Source organism: Streptomyces sp. P9-A4 (genome assembly GCF_036634195.1).
Lineage (GTDB): Bacteria > Actinomycetota > Actinomycetes > Streptomycetales > Streptomycetaceae > Streptomyces.
The window spans coordinates 734,803-752,989 of sequence record NZ_JAZIFY010000001.1; the positions used below are offsets into that span (position 1 = coordinate 734,803).

Genomic DNA, 18,187 nt, shown 5'->3' on the forward strand with positions numbered 1-18,187 from the left:
AAGAGCCGTGGGCGGCCGGATCCATCCACCGTCACTCAAACGTGACATCTGATGCACAGGTAGTTATCACCCCAGGTCATCGTGATTCCCGCGCCCCACCGCACGCCCTGTTGAAGATGATCGTCCGCCCGCAGTCTGAAGACCGGGCGCGCCGAGCGGTTCGGCTCAGCGGCGGACAGCGGAAGGCGGGTGACCCCGGTGGGGACTGACAGGGACACGGGCGAGGACGAGCCCGGCAGTACGGGCCGGGGCACGGGTTCGAGTTCGGGTGCCGGTTCGGCCACGGGTGCCGGCACCAGCGCCGGCGACGTGGACGTCTGCGTGGTCGGCGCCGGTCCCGTCGGGCTCACCCTGGCGATCGGGCTGCGTCTGCTCGGACTGCGCGTCCGGATCGTCGACAAGGCGCCCGCGACCAAGCGCGAGGCCCGCGCCCTGGTGCTCTGGGCGCGGGCCGGAGAAGCGTTCGACGCCCTCGGGGTCGGTGAGACGCTCCGGCGCAACGGGGTGGAGCTGGACGTGGTGACGATCCACGCCCGGGACCGTGTCCTCGGCGAACTCACCACCGGCTGGGCCCGGTCGGCGTACGCCCGCCCGCTCAGCATCGAGCAGCACGACATCGAGCGGCTCCTCTGCACGGAGCTGGCGCGGCTCGGCACCGGTGTCGAGTGGAACACCGAGCTGACGGACGTCAAGGTCCACAACGACCGGGCGGAGTTCACGCTGCGGCACGACGACGGCACGGTGGAGTCCGCCGCCGCCCCGTGGATCGTCGGCTGCGAGGGCACCGCGAGCGTGGTCAGGGACCGGCTCGGCATCCCCTTCGAGGGCCGCCGCCGCACCGGACTCCAGGTCGTCCAGGGCAACGCCCGCCCCACCTGGCCGCTGGGCGAGGAACCCGGCCGGGGCCACATATTCCTCGCCCCGCGCCGCTCGCTGCTCGTGTTCCCGCTGCCCGGCGGGGGCTACCGCTTCTCCTGCTTCCGCGACGACCCCGATCCCACGCTGACCGCCGCCCCCGCCTTCGACGAACTCCGGGATCTGGTCGCGGACACCGCCCGGATGCCGGGGCTGCGGCTCGGGCCCGCCGGGACGCCCTGGCTGAACCGGGCCCGGTTCAGCGACCGGGTCGCCGCCCGGCTCCGCTGCGGGCGCGGGCTGCTCGCCGGGGACGCGGCCCACGCCTGGGCGCCCGTCGGCGGCCACGGCATGAACGTGGGCATCCTCGGCGCCCACAACCTCGCCTGGAAGCTGGCCGCCGTACACCACGGGCACGCGGGCGAGGAGCTGCTCGACACGTACAGCGACGAACAGCGGCTGCTCGCCGTGCGGTACATCCGCGAGATGCGGTTCAACTTCATGGAGCTGCCGCTGCCACCGTGGGGCTACCGGGCGTTCACCGCCACCGTGCCCGTCGCCCTCGCCCGGCGCGGCTTCCAGCAGCGGCTGGACCTGCGCCTGAGCGACCTGGGGCGCAGCCAAAGGGACAGCGCCCTGTCCTGGCACCGCGCCGGCCGCCTGCACCGCTCGGGCCCCCGCGCGGGCGACCGCATGCCGGACGTCACGGTCACCACCCGGCTCTCGGACCGGCCGAGTCCGGAACCCGCCCGGCTGCACACCCTGCTCGGATACGAGTACTGGACCCTGCTCCTGGACGCCTCACGCGCCCGCGTGGAGGTGCTGCACGCCCTGCGGGAGGCCTGCGCCGTCCTCCCGGTGCCGGTCAGGATCCTGCCGGTCACGCCCTGGGACGAGCCGGGCTCCGGCCCTCTCGGCCATCCCGACGACCTCCGACTGGTGCGACCCGACGGCTATGTGGGTCTGGTCGCCCCGCTCGCCCGTACCGACCTGCTCCGCGACTACCTCACGGCGTTCGCCGCCGACGGCCCCGGTGCCGTCGGCGGGTCGCCGCAGTTCCGCCCTCGCCGTGCGCACTGAACCGATCGGGAGTCGGACCGGCATGCAGAGCACCACCGCACACAGAGCATCGCCGCCACGCAGAGCACCTGCGTCACTCGGACCATCGGCGGCGTCCAGCCCCGTCGCCATCCGCGCCCAGCGACGCACCCGCGCCGACCGCACGGTCACCGTGGTGGGCGCGGGGATGGCCGGGCTGGTCGCCGCGTACGAACTGGAGCGGCTCGGTTTCCGGGTCGAGATCACCGAAGGCAGTGCGCGGGGCGGGCCGGTGAGCGGGAGGCCGGGGGGAGCGGAGGAGGGGCCCCGGTCCGGGGCGGTCGCGGGGCCCGGTCCGAAGCGGTCGCCGGGCCGCCGCCCTCCGGCCGGGTGATCTTCCCCGGGAACCTCTCCCGGCTCTCGTTCGTCATACCCCCCAAGGGTATGCAGAGGGCACCCCGGAGGAGGCTTCATGTCCACGAGAAGACTGACCGCACTCACCCCCGACCAGGCGCCGGGCCGGGCCGGCGAGCTGCTGGCCGACATCGTCGAACGACACGGCTCGGTCGGGGAGATGGTGTCGACGATGGCGCACTCGCCCGCGCTGCTCGACGGCTATCTGAACCTGTCCCGGGCCATGAAGCGGGTGAAGATCCCGCGCGCCCTGAGCGAGAAGCTGTCGCTCGCCGTCCAGGAGTGGATCGGCTGCGGCACCTGCCGCGAGGCGCACCGTGCCGCCGGCCGGGCGGCGGGGCTGACCGAGACGGACATCGAGCTGGCCCGCCAGGGCACGTCGACCGACCCCCGCGAGGCCGCGCTGATCGGCCTCGCGCTCCGCGTCCTCGCCGAGCCGGGCTCGCTGGGCGACGAGGACGTGGCGGAGGTACGGGCCCACGGCTGGAGCGACCGGGTGGTCGCGGAGGTGGTCGGCGTGGTCACCCTGAACCTCCTGACGGGAGCCTTCAACCTGCTCGCGGGCATCCAGCCGGAGAAGGCGGAGGGGTGAGGCAGGGCAGAGGCGGGAGGAGGGGCGGACGGCCGCGGGACCGGTGGAACCTCGGGGTGAGCGACCGGCCCGCAGGGCCCTCAGGTGAGGACAGCCCGGAGGGGTCAGGGCAGCACGGCCCGCTCGCCCTCGGGGGCCGCCTCGCGCGCCACCCGGGGCGCATCCGGGACCGGGCGATGCCCGTCCGGGGCCACGCGGGCCGCATCCCGGGCCCTACGCGCCGGCGGTGCGGCCCGGAGGTCGGCCAGCAGTTCGGCCTGGCCCGCCAGGACGCCCGAGAGGATCGTGCGGGCGGTCCGCAGCAGCTCCGCGACCTGAGGAGTCGTCAGGACGTAGTACACGGCCGTTCCCTCACGACGGGCAGCGACCAGGTTCGCCCGCCGCAGAACGGCCAACTGCTGGGACAGGTAGGCCGGTTCGACCCCGGTGTCGCGCAGCATCTCGGCGACGCCGTGCTCACGCTCGCTCAACAGCTCCAGGACACGGATGCGCACCGGATGCCCCAGCGTCTTGAAGAACTCCGCCTTCAGTTGGTAGAGCGGCGCGCTCATCGTATCCACCCCGCGCGTCGCGTCGATCCAGCACTCTGCACCATGCCCCCATCCTCGCGCGAACGGTGGCCGGGGGCGTACCGGACGGGAACTTCGGGCCGTTCAGGCGCTCGGCCACGCATCGCTGCGCCACTCCCGCTGCTCCGCGCCCGCGCCGCGATGGGCGGCGAGTGCGGCGGCCAGGTCGCGGTGGACCTGGACGGCGGGGCCGTCACCGGCCGGCACGAGGGAGCCGTCGGCCGGGATCGCGGCCAGTTCGAGGACCCGGCCGGCGGCGCGGAGCCGTACGGCCGCCTCCGCGACGGCGAGTTGCCCGCCCACGGACCAGCCCCGCAGCCTGGTCAGGTCGAGGACGACCGGACCGGTGCCGCGCGCGACCGCCCACCCCACGGCCCCGGTGAAGCGCCCCACGGCGTCGGAGCCGAGGAAACCGGCCAGGGACAGCACACCCAGGTCCTGTTGGACGGTGTAACGCCATTCGATGGTCATGTACGTCGTCGTCCCTCTCGTGCGGGCTCACAGCGGAAGCACGGAGGGCCCGGTCATCGGTTGGCCGGACCAGGATCCCACCTATTTGCATAAAGATGCAATTCTCTGAATTCACAGGTTCCTGCCGGACGCCCGGACGGTGCGAACGGATAGGGTGACGGTCGGCCCGCGACCGGGCCGCGGAACCGTTGTCTTCCCCGAGAAATTGAGGTACCAGGACGATGGCCGCGAGCCGCGAGCCGCGAGCCGCGAGCCGCGAGCCGCGAGCCGCGAGCCGCGAGCCGCGTAACGGGTGAGCGGGGCGTACGTTGGCGGGGTGGCCATGCACGTTGATCGGCCCCTCCGCGTTCCCGTCGGGCCGGACGCCGAGCGGTGGCGGACCTTCCCCGCTGAGCGGACCCTCGTCGTCGCCGCGCGCACCGTCGTCTCCACCACCCGGGTCCTGGAGTGCCTCCCCGCCGTCCTGCGCGACGACACCCGGGTGAGCGTCGTCTTCGCTTACGACCCCACCTCCGCCTTCAACGACGGCGTCCTCGACCTGCTGCACGACTCCGGCTGCCGTGTGATGCCCTGGACGCAGCTCCGTGACCTCGCCCCGGACCTCGTCCTGACCGCCAGCGAGAACATCGACGTCCCCGAGGGCGCGTACCCCGTCCTCGTCCTCCCCCACGGCATCGGCTTCCAGAAGTACGTGCCGGACTCGCGCGCCGACCGGGTCCGGCTCTCCGGTCTCGTGCCCGACGCGCTCCTGGCGGCGGGCCGCGCCTGGCTGGCGACCTCTCATCCGGACCAGCGCGAACAACTGCTCTCCGCCCACCCCGAGGCGGCCGGCCGCACGCTCCTGGTGGGCGACCCGTGCTTCGACGAGCTGATGGCCAGCGCGCCGCTGCGGTCCGCGTACCGCGCGGCGCTCGGCGTCGGCGCCGGGCAGCGGCTCGTGGTGGTCAGTTCGACGTGGGGGCCGACCTCGCTGCTCGGCGAGCGGCCCGGCCTTCCGGCGCGGCTGCTCGGCGCGCTCCCGTACGACGACTACCGCGTGGCGGCCGTCGTCCACCCCAACGTGTGGGCGGCGCACGGCTCCTGGCAGCTCCGCCGCCACCTCGCCGCCGCGCTGGACGCGGGCCTGCTGCTGGTCCCGCCGGTGCACGCCTGGCGTTCCGTGCTCCTCGCGTCGGACCTGGTGGTCGGGGACCACGGCTCGGTGACCCTGTACGGCGCGGCGCTCGGCCGGCCGGTGCTGCTCTCGGCGTTCGGGAGCGACTCCGTACCCGGTACGGCGGCGGAGGTACTGGGCCGGCACGCGCCGCGCCTCGACCCGGGGCGGGACGCGCGCGGACAGGTGGAGGCGGCGTTCGAGCCGGCGGCGCGCGCGGGGTACGCGGAGGTGGCGGACCGGGCGTTCAGCGAACCGGGACGGGCGCTCGGCAGGCTGCGCACGGTCCTGTACGACCTCCTGCGCCTGCCGGAGCCGTCGTCCGCTCCGCCTCCGGTGCGCGCCCTCGCTCCGGTCCGTGTACCGGCGGAGCCCGTCACGTCCTGGCGGGTACGCGCGCGCGTGACCCGGGACGCCGGGACTTCGGCCGTGGTGGTCGAGGTGGAACGCTTCCCGTCCGCCGTGGCGGACGGAGCGCCGGAAGGGTCGCCGGACGGAGCGACGTACGGGTCCCCGGACGGGGTGCCGGATGCGGGATCCCCCGCCGTCGAGCTGTTCTCGCCTCTCACCTGCACGGACGCGGAACGGGACCTGGGGATCGTGGAGAGCGCGTCGGTCGTCCTGAGCGCGGCGCCGGCCGCGACCGCGACGGCCGCGCTCGGCTGGATCGACGAGACGCTCGGGGCCCGGCCGGGCTGCCTCGTGGCGGCGACCTCGCTCGACGCGGGCGGCCATCTGGTGGGGCTGCGGGACGGGCGGGGCGTCGAGGTGACGCAGGGCGGCTCCTTCACCGACCCGCATCTTCCGGCGACGGCGGTCTACGCGTGCCTGCGCACCGGACTCCCCCTGGACGGCCCGGTGTCCGTGCGCGCGGGGCGCGCCCCGGACGGTGGGCTGTCGTCCGTGCACGAGCGGCGCTCTCCGGACGGTGGGGTGCCCGCGCTCGGGGGGCGCGCTCCGCACGGTGAGGGGTCGCCGTACGGCGACGCCTCCGGCGCGGCGGGCCTGGTCCTGATCCTGGTCCTGCGCACCGTCACCGCACCGGGCCGGAGCCCGACCACCGGCTGAGCCGAGGTCACAGCCGCTGAGCCCACCCTCCCGGACGTGGATTCCCCGTCCTCACTCCGCTCCGAGGGCCCTCAGACGCTCCCGCATGATCGGGGCCAGGGGGCTGCCGCCGGCCTCGTGGATGTCCGCCGCCCTGGTCAGCCAGTCGGGGACCTCCGTCGTACGCAGGCCCGTGCGCTCCGCGATGTCCGCGAGGGCGACGAGTGCCTGGGCCTCGTAGTGCGTGGCGTGCTCCGCGCCGAGGGTGGTGGCGGCGTCCTCCAGGTCGCGCATCGCCGCGTCGGTGTCGCCGAGGTGGTCGTGGACGATGCCGAGCGCCGCGGTGGCGCGGGCCGCCATGCGCCGGTCCCGGCAGTCGGTCAGCGACCGGTGGGCGGTGCGCAGGGTCTCCAGGGCGGTCGCGGGCTCGCCCGCCGCGTCCTGGGCGCAGCCGAGGAAGTAGGTGGCGATGGCCGCGCCGCGCGCCTCCCCGGCCCGGGTGTTGAGCTCCAGGGACGCCCGGTAGGCGGCGATGGCGCGAGCCGGATCGTGCCGGTCCCAGTACCGGCCGTCGAACTCGCGCACGGAGGCGCTGAGCACGGCGTGCCCGGCGACCTCGGCGCAGGCGAGGGCCCGGTCGAGGGCGGCGCGCGCCCGGTCGTCCTCGCCCAGGTCGAGCAGGGGCCTGGAGAGCAGGCTGCGCAGCCGGGCCTCGGCCGCCGGCGCCACGGCCGACGCGGCGGCGGCGGCTCCCAGTTCGAGCGATTCCCGCCAGGGCCCCAGGGCCCGCTGGTGGAGGAAGAGCACGCTGTACGCCTCCGCCAGCTGCCATACGGGGGTGTCGAGGCCGCCCGTGGCGGCGCCGGCGCGCAGCACGGCGAGGAGGTCCGCGCTGCGGCTCTCCAGCCAGATGAGCGGTGCGGGTCCGCCGGGCGCCGCGAAGGGGTCCCGTACCCCGTCCAGGAGTACGTCGAGGTCGGCGACGCGCAGCCGGTCGGCGCGGACGGCACGGTCGGCGAGCGCCGTGAGGACGAGGAAGTGGGTGAGGACACGGTCGACGAGCGCGGCCTCGCCTGTGGCGGGCTCCTCCGCGTCGGCGCACGCGCGCGCGTGCAGGCGGACGAGGTCGTGCATGCGGTAGCGGCCGTCGGTGGTCCGTTCGAGCAGTCCGTCGGCGGCGAGCCGGCCGAGCAGCGGGGCGGTCTCGGCGGGTGTGGCGCCGAGCGCGGCGGCGGAGGTGTCGGCGTCGTGGGTGCGGCAGGGGTGCCAGCCGAGGTACCGGTAGAGGCGGGCCGCTCCGGTCGGCAGCAGGCGGTACGTGGGGTTGAGGACGGCGGACATCGAGTGGTCTCCTCCCAGCGGCCCCAGGGACAGGGCGTCGAGCCTGCGGTTCTCGTCCGCGAGTTCCCCGGCCAGGGCGGCCGTGGTGAGCGAGGGGTCGGTGAGGAGGCGGGCGGCGGCGATCCGCAGGGCGACGGGCAGACCGCCGCAGAGCGCGACGAGGTGTTCGGCGGCGGCCGGATCGGCGGCGACGGTGTCCGCGCCGCACCGTTCGGCGAGCAGCCGCAGGGCGCCGTCCCGGTCCAGCGGGCGGAGGGCGAGGGTCCGGGCCCCGTCGAGGACGAGTTCGCCGAGCGGCGACTGACTGGTGACGAGTACGGCGCTGCCGGGGCCCTTGGGGACGAGCGGGCGGACCTGGGCGGGCTCGCCGACGTCGTCGAGGACGACGAGGAGCCGTCGGTCGGCGGTGCGGGAGCGGAAGAGCGCGGCGCGTTCCTGGAGCGAGCCGGGCATGTAGGTGTCGGTCACGCCGAGACCGCGCAGGCACATGGCGACGGCCTCGGAGACGTCACCGCCGGTCTGTCCGCGGAGGGCGGCGAAGTCCACGTACAGCTGCCCGTCGGGGTACTGGTCCCGGGCGGTGGCGGCCCAGTGCCAGGCGGTCGCCGTCTTGCCGACACCGGGCAGCCCGTGGAGGACGCCGATGCCGACGGGGGCGGACGCGGTCCGGGCCGGCGCCGGGGCGGCGGACGCGGCCGCGCCCGGCGCGGTCCCGGCCACCGCCGCCCCGCCCGCCGTACCGGCGCGTGCTGTCGGCGGGCCGAACCAGCGGTCCAGCTCGGACAGGTCGGCGGTGCGGTTGACGAACGCGGCCGTCAGGGCGGGTACCTGGTCGGGACGCGGACCGGAGGGTACGGGGCCGGAAGGTACGGGGCCGGAGGCGGCGGGGTCCTGATGCTGGTGCACGGTGACGTTGATATCGCCGTGGATCCGCGAACCCTGGAAGGCCGGGCCGTGGTTCACCCCGCCGAAGTGGTACGCGGTGGTGGCCGGAGGTCCGAAGGCGGCGATGAGTTCCTGGAGTTCGGCCACGGCGGCGGGGTCGTCGCGGAGCACCCGGAGGAGCCGTTCGCTCCAGTGCGCCTCGATGGCGCGGGCGGCGGTCTCGTCCCCGGCGGCCCGCGCTGCCGCCACCTCGCGTCCTGCGGCCTCCAGTTCACCGACGACCCGGCCGGTGTCCTGACCGTCCTGGTCACCGCCGCCCGAGCCCACGGCCGTACCGGCGCCGTCGGGCCGATCACCCTCCACGCCTCCGCCCCGGCGGCGGAACAGGCGCCAGTCACGCGCCTTGGCCTGCTCCCAGACGTCCGAGACGACGAGCCCGAACACGGTCGTCACCCCCGACATGGCAAGCGCCGCCAGCTCTTCCACCGCTCCCCCATTCTGTCGCGCATCACCTCGCGCCGGTGCGTCGACGGGACGCCCCGTGACCACCGTAGAGAGATCGGCGAGGCTTTGAACAGCCCGCTCGCCGTCGCGCCGAGGCGTCCCGTGGCGCGTTCCGCCCGCCGGGCGCCGGGGCTCGCCTCACCCGTACCGTCGCCGCAGGAACGATTTCCTCCTATATCGGGGCCACCAGGGTGTGCCCATGTCCCCGAAGCAGCAGCGTGGCGAAGCCACGGGCGAGCGCCTGCTGACGACGGCGCCGAGGTGGTACGAGGAGTGCGGCCCGCAGGGGTTCACCGTGACGTCGGTGACGGCGGCGAGGTTCTACGCGCCCGCCCGGTCCGCGGCGGGAGCCGTGAAGGTGACGTCGGCCGCCGGTACGGTGACCTCCGCGTCGCTCCCCAGGGCGTACGCCGCGACGCGGGAGACGACGGCGGCGGGAATCGCGTCGCTGATCCCGGGCGCGGCCGGAACGTTCTGGGTGGCATGGGCGTCATGGGGAACGACGACCCGGTAGCCGCGTGCCAGGGCGGTACGGGCCGTCGCCTGGACGCACATCTCGGACATCACTCCGCAGACGGCGAGCGCGCGTACCCCCGCGTCGGTGAGCACGCCGCCCAACGGGGTCCCCTCGAAGCCGTCGTCGCGCGGCTTGCGGATCACGGTCTCGCGGGGGCCGGGCGCGACGGGGTGGTGGAGTTCCCAGCCTGGCGTGTGGGGTTCGTCCTCCGCGCCGGGAGGTCCGTCGTTCTGGAGGTGGACGACGAGCGCGCCGGCCCGGCGGGCCCGCGCGATCAGGTCGGTCGTACGGTCGACGAGCCGGGCGGCGGCGGGCACGGCCCCGGCGCCGGTCACGAAGGCCGACTGGACGTCCACGACGATCAGGGCGTCGACGGGCGGGGCGTGCGGGGGCGCGGGTACGGGTGCGGGCGGGGGCGCGTACGAGGTCATCAGGTCATCATCAGTCCCATCGGCCCCTGTTGCCACGGAGTTTCGCCCGGCCGGGCGCGCACCCGGCCCTCCCGCTAGGGTCTCCGGGTGACCGAACTCGACACCCTGCACACCACCCGCGAGGCCTACGACGCCATCGCCCCCACGTATGCCGAGATGTTCCACGACCAGCTCCGCGACCGGCCGCTGGAGCGGGCCCTCCTGAGCGCGTTCGCGGAGCTGGTACGGGCGAGCGGCGACGGCGACGGCCACGGCCCGGTCGCGGATCTCGGCTGCGGGCCCGGTGGCATCACGGCTCACCTCCACGGTCTCGGCCTGGACGTCTTCGGAGTCGACGCCTCCCCCGTGATGGTCGGGCTCGCGCGCGAGGCCCACCCGGGGATCCGGTTCGAGGTCGGCTCGATGGCGGCGCTGGACATCGAGGACGGCACGCTCGGTGGGGTGCTCGCACGGTGGTCCGTCATCCACACGCCGCCGCAGGACGTGCCGGGGGTCCTGGCCGAGTTCGCCCGGGTACTGGCCCCCGGCGGCCACCTGTTGATCGCCTTCCCGGCCACGGACGGCCCCGACGAGAAGTCGCAGTCCTACGACCACACGGTGGCGACGGCCTACCGCTGGTGCCCCGACCACCTCGCCGCGCTCCTCCGCGCACACGGCTTGGAGGAGTCCGCCCGCCTCCGGCTCGAGCCGAAGCCCACGGACCGCCGCCAGTTCCGCGAGATCCAACTCCTGGCTCGCAAGGCGTAGTCCGGGCGAGAAGCCCGCCCCGGCCCGCAGGAGCCGCTCATCGCGTCCGCCCGTCATCTCCACCGGGGTCGCGACGGACTCGACACCCTTCGCTCTTCTCCACCGAGGTACGAGGAGATCCATGGTCGACACCGTCAGCTCACTCGCCGCCCGTGTTCACGAACTGCAGGTGGCGATCCTGACCGAGGGACCCGGCGCGGTGGGCACCGCGGGCCTCCCCGGCGTCAACGGGCGGCCGAGGGCCGGGCCTTCGTCGAACGTCCCGGCGTCGGCACCGCGCTCGTCCCCTGCCCACCGCTGGGCTCGCTCACCCACCCGGGCTGACCGGCCGCGGAGAGCGCCGCGGGCGGTACGCGCGGAATCCCGTCGCTACAGCTCGTAGTCCTGGGCCAGCTCCTCCCAGCGGACGCCGCGAAGCGCGGGATCGGCGTCCTCACCGGCCGGTACCTCGGGGGCGGGCTGGAACCAGGCGACGACAAGGGAGGATCCGTCCATCGCCGGGTCGAGCGCGGCGGAGTCGAAGACGCCGACGCAGAACACGGATGGCAGCACCTCGACGGGGCCGAAGGCGCCGGCGGTCTCGTCCGGGTACTCGCGGGAGGGCGGAACGAAATGAAACGGCATGGAGGCATACGCGCGTTCGGCGTCCCGCTGGAGCCAGTCGACCTTCCGGTCGTTGACTCGCTTGCACGGGTAGCCCTCCAGCATCCCCGCGTAGGTCGAGGACATCCGCAGCTCGGTGAGCCGGATCCAACGACCGGACGAGAGAACTGTCTGACCCAGTGACATGCGGCCACCCTATGCGGAGGATTCATGCTCACCACGTACGACCTCGACCGGTACGTGTACGCGGCGCTCGGCGCGGGCGCGAGCGGCTTCCCGCTCAAGGACGTGACCCCGGAGCACCCCACGGCGGCGGTCCGTCTCGTCCGCTCGGGCGACGCGCTGCCGGCCCCGGCGATCACCCGCCGCCTGATCGCCGCCTATGAGACGGGGCTCGTCTCGCCCGGCGCGGAGGGGCGGGGGTCCGCCGGCCCCGGGTGAGGGGGGCCCACCCCGTCCGGAAGTCCGGCCTCCGGGCGCAGCAGGTCGCCCAGTGCCGTGAGGCGGATCAGCCGCAGGATCCGCGGCTGGTCGCACACGAGCCGCCAGCGCGCCCCACGCCGGTGCATGCGCCCGGCGCAGTGGGCGAGGAGGCCCAGTCCGGTGGCGTCGCAGAAGGTGAGGCCCCTGATGTCGACCGTCAGGGCGTCGGACTCCCTGACGAGGGCGTCGAGCTCGGGCCGCAGGTGCCGCACCAGGACGAGGTCGAGTTCGCCCTGGAGGGACGCGACGGTGTGACCGTCGGCCGATCGGACGACGAGGTACGGGTCATGACGGGGGATCAGCTGCATCGGACGCTCCACAGGGTGGCTCCATGTGTCGCTCCGAGCGTGACCGCCCCCGTTCCGGGAGGGACGTTTCGCCTCGGACGCTGTCACCTGAATCGGTGAATATGGGGCCCATGTCACCTCGTACGGACAATCGATGTGCGCACACGAGGCCGATACGCGCCCGTACGCATGACCGTATCCCTGTCCGTGTCCGCGCCCGTATCCGCTTCCGGTCGTTCAGCCGGGCAGCGTCACGAGCCCCGTCTCGTACGCGGTGATCACCAGCTGCACCCGGTCCCGGGCGCCCAGTTTGGTGAGGAGGCGCGACACATGCGACTTGGCGGTGGCCACCGTGATGAACAGGTCCTCCGCGATCTCGGTGTTCGTCAGGCCGCGCCCGATGAGGGTCAGGACCTCCCGTTCCCGCTCGGTGATGCCCTCGACCGGCTGTGCGGAGCGCCGCGTGGGGCGCCCGACGAAGTCGGCGATGAGCCGGCGCGTGACCCCGGGCGCGATCAGCGCGTCGCCGGTGGCGACCACCCGGACGGCCGCGAGGATGTCGTTCAGGGCCATGTCCTTGACCACGAAGCCGCTCGCCCCGGCCCGCAGCGCGCCGTAGACGTGGTCGTCCTCGTCGAAGGTGGTCAGGACGAGGACACGCGTCGCGGTCGGCCCTGCGGTGATCAGGCGCGTGGCCTCGATCCCGTCCATACCGGGCATCCGGATGTCCATCACCACGACGTCGGGGTCGACGTCACTGACCAGCCGGACCGCCTCGGCACCGGTCGCGGCCTCTCCGACGACCTCCAGATCGGGGTGATCGGCCATGACCAGGCGCAGGCCGGACCGGACCAGTGGCTGGTCGTCGGCGAGCACGATGCGCAGGGGAGCCGTGGTCATCGGGCCTCCAGGGGAACGCGGGCGGCGTCGGACAGCGGCAGTCGGGCCGCCACCCGGAATCCGCCCTCGGCGCGCGGCCCGGCACTGAAGTCGCCGGACAGCAGGGCGACCCGCTCCCGCATGCCCACGAGGCCGAACCCGTGGGCCGCGCCGTACTTCTCGATCGCCCCGCGCCCGTCGTCGACGACCTCCACGGTCAGCTCCTCGTCCCCGTAGCCGATGAGCACCCGGCAGTGTCCGGTGCCCGCGTGGCGGACCACGTTGGTCAGCCCCTCCTGAACGATACGGAAGGCGGACAGGTCGACATCGCCCGGCAGGGGCCGCTCCCGCCCGCTGCGGCGGACGTCCACCCGTACGCCCGCGTCGGCCGTGGCCGCCGTCAGCCGGTCGATGTCCGCGAGACCCGGCGAGGGCGCGAGACCGCCATCGCTCCCCGTGGCCTCCGTGCCCGGGTCCGTCCTGCGGAGCGCCGTCAAGGTGCGCCGAAGGCCCGACAGGGTCTCCCTGCTGGTGGCCTCGATGGCTCGCAGCGCCTCGCCGGCCTCCGTGGGCCGGGTCCGGATGACCTGGCTCGCCGCCCCGGCCTGGATGGCGATGATCCCGATGCTGTGCGCGACCATGTCGTGCAACTCCCGTGCGATGCGCAGCCGTTCGGCGGTCACGGCCTCGGCGAGCTCCTGCGAGCGCAACGCCACCGCGTGCTCGCCGCGTTCGCGGATCAGCAGTCCGCCCGTGCAGGCCGCGGCCGTCGCCAGGAGGGCGATGACGGCGTTGACGGTCAGGTTGTCCCCGCGCGAGAAGCCGCCGATGACCAGGAGCTGGACGACGAGGGATCCGGCCACGGCGAGGATCGAGGTCCGCCGCGCGCGGGTGGCGACGACGAAGCCCAGGACGAGGTCCACCGCGAGGAAGGACAGGAACTGGCCCTGGTACGCGGCCGACAGGCTCGCACCGCCGGAGCCCGGGACGCCCACCACCACGGTGGTGGACCCGAGGAGCGCCAGGCACAGGGCCGGGAGCGGCGCGCGGCGCAGCACGCCGACGAGCAGGCTCGCGGCGAGCAGGGCGCCGACACCGTGGACCGTGCCCGAGGCGCGCGGCGCACCTCCGACGAGCAGGCCCACCGCGAGGAGGTAGAGGGCGCCTCCCGCCCAGGCCGTGGTCTTCGTTCCGGTCATCGGAGGTGCGGCCGCTCATGAGGGGCGCCGCGTTGTGCGAGGCGCGCGGGCGAGGGGGTGGTCCGTACGGCGTTCATCCCGCGACACTATCCAGCCGCCGCGCTGCGGGAATCCGCCCACGGACTTACACCCGCGGGCGAACCCGGCCGGTCGATTGCCGTCCACGGCCCCATGACCGGGCGGTGCCCTCCCGGCAGGGTTGGGCCTGTGATCGAAGTCAATGAACTCACCAAGCGCTACGGCGGGAAGACCGCCGTCGACCAGCTGTCCTTCACCGTGCGACCGGGCCGGGTCACCGGATTCCTGGGCCCGAACGGGGCGGGCAAGACCACCACCCTGCGCATGATCCTCGGCCTGGACGCGCCGACCGGCGGCGCCGCCACCGTCAGCGGAGTCCCCTTCCGCAGCCGCCCGCGCGGACTGCGGCACGTCGGCGCCCTCCTGGACGCGGGCCAGGTCCATGGCGGGCGCACGGCCGCGGCCCATCTGTCCGCCCTGGCCCACAGCAACGGGATCTCCCCGCGCAGGGTGGACGAGGTGCTGCACGAGGTGGGCCTGTCCGAGGCCGCGCGCCGCCGCATCGGCGGCTTCTCGCTCGGTATGAAGCAGCGCCTGGGGATCGCCACCGCGCTGCTCGGCGACCCGCCGGTGCTGATGTTCGACGAGCCGGTCAACGGCATGGACCCGGAGGGCGTGCTCTGGATGCGCCGTCTCTTCCGGCGTCTCGCGGCCGAGGGCCGTACGGTCTTCCTCTCCAGCCATCTGATGTCGGAGATGGAGAACACCGCCGACGAGCTGGTCGTCATCGGCCGGGGCCGGCTCATCGCCGCCGAGCCGGTACGGGAGTTCGCGGCGCGCAGCAGCCGCCTGGGCGTCCTGGTGGGCACGGGGCAGGCCGCCGAGCTGACGGCGGTACTGACCGCCGCGGGGGCCTCGGTCGAGCCGGAGGGACCGGCGGGCGCCGGGAAGCTCGCCGTGACCGGTCTGCCGGCGGACCGGATCGCGGCGCTCGCCTTCGAGAACCGGATCCTGCTGAACGAACTGACCGCCCGCACCGCCTCACTGGAGGAGGCCTTCATGGAACTCACCGCCGCGAGCGTCGAATACCGGGCAGGAGAACCCCGATGACCACACATTCCCCGGCCACCTCGACCACCGCGGGCACTCCGGCCCCATCGGCCACCCCGACCCCCTCGGCCGTGGCGGTCGTCGATCCGCCCGTCCGTTTCCGCAACCTGCTCCGCTGCGAATGGATCAAGATACGGTCCCTGCGCTCCACCCCGTGGACCCTCGCCCTCATCACGCTGTTCGTGATCGGGTCCGCCGCCGTGGCGGCACTGACGGAGGTCGACGCCCTTCGGACGATGAGCCCGGCCGCGCGGGCCGACCGGGGGTTCCAGGTCTTCGACGCGTTCCCCGCGGCCGGCTATATGACGCTGATGCTCGTCGCCGGCAGCGTCGGCGCGCTCACCGTCGTGAGCGAGTACAGCAGCGGTCTGATCCGCACGACGACCGTGGCCGTCCCCGCCCGGGGTGCGGTGGTGCTGGCCAAGGCGGTCGTCACCGCCGCGCTCTGGACCGTGGTCGGGGCGGTCGTCTCCACGGGTGGCTTCCTCGTGTCCCAGGCCGTCCTGGACACGCAGCGGGCCGGGGTTCCGCTCAGCCATCCCGGAGTACTCAAGGCGTTGGTGGCCTCCGCCCTGCTGGCCCCGGTCTGCGCACTGACCGGCCTCGGCCTCGGAGCGCTGATCAGGCACAGCGCCGCCACCATGGTCACCAGCGCCTTCATCCTGGTGATGCTGCCGCCGATCTTCTCGCAGAGCACACGCTGGTCCGCCGCCGTGAGCCATGCGATGCCGGTCACGGCCTGGAAGCGTCTCGTCCAGACCTGGGCACCGGATCCGGATTCGCTCGCCTACAGCGCCTCCGTCCCCGGCTCATGGACCGTGTACGCGCTCTGGCCGCTGATCGCCGTCGCACTCGCCGTGGTCGTCGTACGGCGCCGCGACGTGTGAACGGGCCTCGCCCGTACCGCCGCTCGCCGCGAGGGCCTCCGCCGCGATGCGGTCGAACTGGGCGCCCATGGCGGCGGACAGTGCCTGGGCGGCGGAGAGGGGCCTGACCATGACCGTGAAGTCGTCGATCCTCCCCTCCTCGTCGAAGTGGAGGAAGTCGCAGCCGTTGATCTCCTTGTCCCCGACCTTCGCGGTGAAGACGAGCGCGTGGTCGCGGCCGTCCGCGCTCTCGATCTCGCGGACGTACCGGAAGTCGGTGAAGACGCGGACGACCCCGCGCAGGATGGCGGCGGTGATGGCCTTGCCGGGGTACGGGCGGAAGGCCACCGGGCTGGTGAAGACGACGTCCTCGGCGAGCATGGCCTCGACGGCGGCGTGGTCGCGGTGCTCCACGGCCTGACGGAACGGGTGCATGATGCGGCTCCATGGGCAACTTTTTGATTAGGTGCAGATGCAGCTAATCGCATGGCCGCCTCGCCGTCCAGTGGTCGGCTGGGTTCCGGGCGCCGCCACGAAGACTGGGTTCCGGCCGCCCCCACGAAAAAGGACGGGCGGCCGGGGCAGACCTCCCTCAGTCGCCCCGACCGCCCGCCCGGCTCAATCGCGGCTCAGCCCGCGAACCTCGCCATCCACGCCTCGACCTCGTCCGAGGAGCGCGGCAGACCGGCGGACAGGTTCTCGTTGCCGTCCTCCGTCACCACCAGGTCGTCCTCGATCCGGACGCCGATCCCGCGCCACTCCTCCGGCACGGTCAGGTCGTCGGGCTGGAAGTAGAGACCCGGCTCGACGGTGAGGACCATGCCCGGCTCCAGGACGCCGTCGACGTACTCCTCCGTGCGCGCCTGCGCGCAGTCGTGGACGTCCAGGCCGAGCATGTGGCCGGTGCCCGCCATGGTGAAGCGGCGCTGGAGACCCAGCTCGTACGCGCGGTCCGCGGGGCCCTCGATGAAGCCCCACTCGACGAGCCGCTCCGCCAGGTGGCGCTGGCACGCCTCGTGGAAGTCGCGGTAGGCGGCGCCCGGCTTCACGGCCGCGATGCCGGCCTCCTGGGACTCGTACACCGCGTCGTACACCTTGCGCTGCACGTCGGTGAAGGTGCCGCTGATGGGGAGGGTGCGGGTGACGTCGGCGGTGTAGAGGGAGTGGGTCTCCACACCGGCGTCGAGCAGCAGCAGCTCGCCGGGGCGGACCGGTCCGTCGTTCTCCGTCCAGTGCATGATCGTCGCGTGGTCCCCGGCGGCGCAGATCGAGCCGTAGCCGAGGGCGTTGCCCTCCAGGCGCGCCCGGCGGAAGAAGGTGCCCTCGATCCAGCGCTCGGAGGTGGCGACCGCCCGGGAGAGCTCGCCGACGCAGTCGGTGAAGCCGCGGACGGTGGAGTCCACCGCCTTGCGCATCTCGCCGAGCTCCCACGCGTCCTTGACGAGCCGGAGGTCGCTGAGCGTGCCGTCCAGCTCGATGTCACGCTCCTCGTCGGTGGTGACGGCGGCTTCGAGGACGGGGTCGTGGCCGCGGACGATGCGGGTCGGCACGCCCTCGCCGGCGGCGAGGTCCGTCGCCAGGGAGCGGACGTCGCGGCAGGGCAGGCCGAGGACCGTCTCGTACTCGGCGAGGGAGGGGCGGCGGCCCATCCACAGCTCGGCCGTGTAGCCGATCCAGAACTCGTCGTTGTCCCGGCTGTCGCGGGGCAGCACGTAGCAGTACGCGTCGTGGCCGCCGTCGGCGCGGGGTTCGAGGACCAGGGCGCTGTCGCGGGCCTTGTCCCCGGTCATGTGGACGTAGCCGGAGTACGCGCGGAAGGGGTAGGTGTCGTCGTTGGAGCGGGTCTTCAGGTTGCCGGAGGGGATCACCAGGCGCTCGCCGGGGAAGTGCGCGGAGAGCTCGGCACGGCGCCGGGCCGCGTACGGGGCCTGCTCTGCGGGTTCGAGATCGTGCCGCTCGGTGTCCGCCCACCCGGTCCTCATCAGGGTGGAGAGTTCCTCGGAGACTCCTCCGTAGAGGCCGTTCTTGCGACCCTTCGCCACGTCCTGCTCCTTCTTCCGCATGGGTTCCTCGGCCACCGGTCGGCGGCGGCAACCGGAAAGTACCGCTCTCCGGCCGCCCCGGGTGCCCAGGACCGCCAGTGGCACGAATCGGCCACGCCCGGGGAGCGGGCGGACC

Annotated in this window: 17 protein-coding genes and 1 pseudogene; 8 read left to right on the forward strand and 10 right to left on the reverse strand. The window is 73.9% G+C overall.

Translation table 11 applies throughout. The features are described 5' to 3' along the window. Nucleotides 1–198 precede the first annotated feature (198 nt). The 3 genes from V4Y03_RS03100 (at nt 199) to V4Y03_RS03110 (ending at nt 2,899) form a co-directional block, all read left to right on the forward strand. Entirely contained in the window at nt 199–1,935 is a 1,737-nt protein-coding gene (locus V4Y03_RS03100) for an FAD-dependent monooxygenase (RefSeq protein ID WP_332433909.1), read from the forward strand. 22 nt (nt 1,936–1,957) lie between these two features. Next, the gene (locus V4Y03_RS03105; RefSeq protein ID WP_332433910.1) at nt 1,958–2,287 is read left to right on the forward strand and encodes an NAD(P)-binding protein; all 330 of its coding nucleotides are present in this window, start codon (nt 1,958–1,960) and stop codon (nt 2,285–2,287) included. Between the two features lie 78 nt (nt 2,288–2,365). Beyond that, the gene (locus V4Y03_RS03110; protein WP_332433911.1) at nt 2,366–2,899 is read left to right on the forward strand and encodes a carboxymuconolactone decarboxylase family protein; all 534 of its coding nucleotides are present in this window, start codon (nt 2,366–2,368) and stop codon (nt 2,897–2,899) included. Nucleotides 2,900–3,003: 104 nt separating this feature from the next. Here the strand turns inward: V4Y03_RS03110 and V4Y03_RS03115 are convergent, their stop codons facing one another. Both V4Y03_RS03115 and V4Y03_RS03120 read right to left on the reverse strand, forming a co-directional pair. Next, the gene (locus V4Y03_RS03115; protein WP_332433912.1) at nt 3,004–3,450 is read right to left on the reverse strand and encodes an ArsR/SmtB family transcription factor; all 447 of its coding nucleotides are present in this window, start codon (nt 3,448–3,450) and stop codon (nt 3,004–3,006) included. A 102-nt stretch (nt 3,451–3,552) separates the two neighbouring features. Next, nucleotides 3,553–3,939, reverse strand: a complete 387-nt coding sequence (locus V4Y03_RS03120) for an anti-sigma factor antagonist (RefSeq protein ID WP_332433913.1) — start codon at nt 3,937–3,939, stop codon at nt 3,553–3,555. Between the two features lie 322 nt (nt 3,940–4,261). Here V4Y03_RS03120 and V4Y03_RS03125 point away from each other — a divergent pair, with 322 nt between their 5' ends. After that, the gene (locus V4Y03_RS03125; protein WP_332437095.1) at nt 4,262–6,160 is read left to right on the forward strand and encodes a hypothetical protein; all 1,899 of its coding nucleotides are present in this window, start codon (nt 4,262–4,264) and stop codon (nt 6,158–6,160) included. Between the two features lie 51 nt (nt 6,161–6,211). Here the strand turns inward: V4Y03_RS03125 and V4Y03_RS03130 are convergent, their stop codons facing one another. Continuing rightward, nucleotides 6,212–8,851 (reverse strand): NB-ARC domain-containing protein, encoded by a 2,640-nt coding sequence (locus V4Y03_RS03130; RefSeq protein WP_332433914.1) that lies wholly within the window; start codon nt 8,849–8,851, stop codon nt 6,212–6,214. Nucleotides 8,852–9,190: 339 nt separating this feature from the next. Continuing rightward, nucleotides 9,191–9,817, reverse strand: coding sequence for an isochorismatase family protein (locus V4Y03_RS03140; RefSeq protein WP_317876112.1), 627 nt, complete (start codon nt 9,815–9,817; stop codon nt 9,191–9,193). An 87-nt stretch (nt 9,818–9,904) separates the two neighbouring features. Here V4Y03_RS03140 and V4Y03_RS03145 point away from each other — a divergent pair, with 87 nt between their 5' ends. After that, on the forward strand, nt 9,905–10,564 hold the full coding sequence (locus tag V4Y03_RS03145; protein ID WP_332433915.1) for a class I SAM-dependent DNA methyltransferase: 660 nt from the start codon (nt 9,905–9,907) through the stop codon (nt 10,562–10,564). Between the two features lie 369 nt (nt 10,565–10,933). Here the strand turns inward: V4Y03_RS03145 and V4Y03_RS03150 are convergent, their stop codons facing one another. Next, entirely contained in the window at nt 10,934–11,353 is a 420-nt protein-coding gene (locus V4Y03_RS03150) for a hypothetical protein (RefSeq protein ID WP_317876114.1), read from the reverse strand. Nucleotides 11,354–11,377: 24 nt separating this feature from the next. On the opposite strand from V4Y03_RS03150, the pseudogene V4Y03_RS03155 reads away from it, so the two are divergent. After that, nucleotides 11,378–11,551: pseudogene (locus V4Y03_RS03155) on the forward strand (DNA-binding response regulator); the annotation flags it as partial. Here V4Y03_RS03155 and V4Y03_RS03160 read toward each other — a convergent pair. The 3 genes from V4Y03_RS03160 to V4Y03_RS03170 all read right to left on the reverse strand — a co-directional run bounded on the left by V4Y03_RS03160 (nt 11,548) and on the right by V4Y03_RS03170 (nt 14,015). Further along, the gene (locus V4Y03_RS03160; protein WP_332433916.1) at nt 11,548–11,958 is read right to left on the reverse strand and encodes an STAS domain-containing protein; all 411 of its coding nucleotides are present in this window, start codon (nt 11,956–11,958) and stop codon (nt 11,548–11,550) included. The pseudogene V4Y03_RS03155 and the gene V4Y03_RS03160 sit on opposite strands and share 4 nt — an antisense overlap. Before the next feature lie 216 nt (nt 11,959–12,174). Continuing rightward, entirely contained in the window at nt 12,175–12,837 is a 663-nt protein-coding gene (locus tag V4Y03_RS03165; protein WP_332433917.1) for a response regulator transcription factor, read from the reverse strand. After that, a complete protein-coding gene (locus V4Y03_RS03170; protein ID WP_317876117.1) occupies nt 12,834–14,015 on the reverse strand; it encodes a sensor histidine kinase in 1,182 nt (393 codons plus the stop codon). Before V4Y03_RS03170 ends, V4Y03_RS03165 begins: the two co-directional genes overlap by 4 nt. 207 nt (nt 14,016–14,222) lie before the next feature. On the opposite strand from V4Y03_RS03170, the gene V4Y03_RS03175 reads away from it, so the two are divergent. Together V4Y03_RS03175 and V4Y03_RS03180 are read left to right on the forward strand one after the other, a co-directional pair. After that, on the forward strand, nt 14,223–15,143 hold the full coding sequence (locus tag V4Y03_RS03175; RefSeq protein WP_332433918.1) for an ATP-binding cassette domain-containing protein: 921 nt from the start codon (nt 14,223–14,225) through the stop codon (nt 15,141–15,143). After that, entirely contained in the window at nt 15,140–16,030 is an 891-nt protein-coding gene (locus tag V4Y03_RS03180) for an ABC transporter permease (RefSeq protein ID WP_332433919.1), read from the forward strand. Before V4Y03_RS03175 ends, V4Y03_RS03180 begins: the two co-directional genes overlap by 4 nt. On the opposite strand, the gene V4Y03_RS03185 is transcribed toward V4Y03_RS03180, so the two are convergent. Continuing rightward, nucleotides 15,953–16,444, reverse strand: coding sequence for a nuclear transport factor 2 family protein (locus V4Y03_RS03185; RefSeq protein WP_317876120.1), 492 nt, complete (start codon nt 16,442–16,444; stop codon nt 15,953–15,955). The genes V4Y03_RS03180 and V4Y03_RS03185 overlap by 78 nt on opposite strands. 194 nt (nt 16,445–16,638) lie before the next feature. Next, nucleotides 16,639–18,051 carry an aminopeptidase P family protein gene (locus V4Y03_RS03190; protein WP_332433920.1) on the reverse strand — a complete coding sequence of 471 codons (1,413 nt, stop codon included), beginning with the start codon at nt 18,049–18,051 and terminating at the stop codon, nt 16,639–16,641. Nucleotides 18,052–18,187 lie beyond the last annotated feature (136 nt).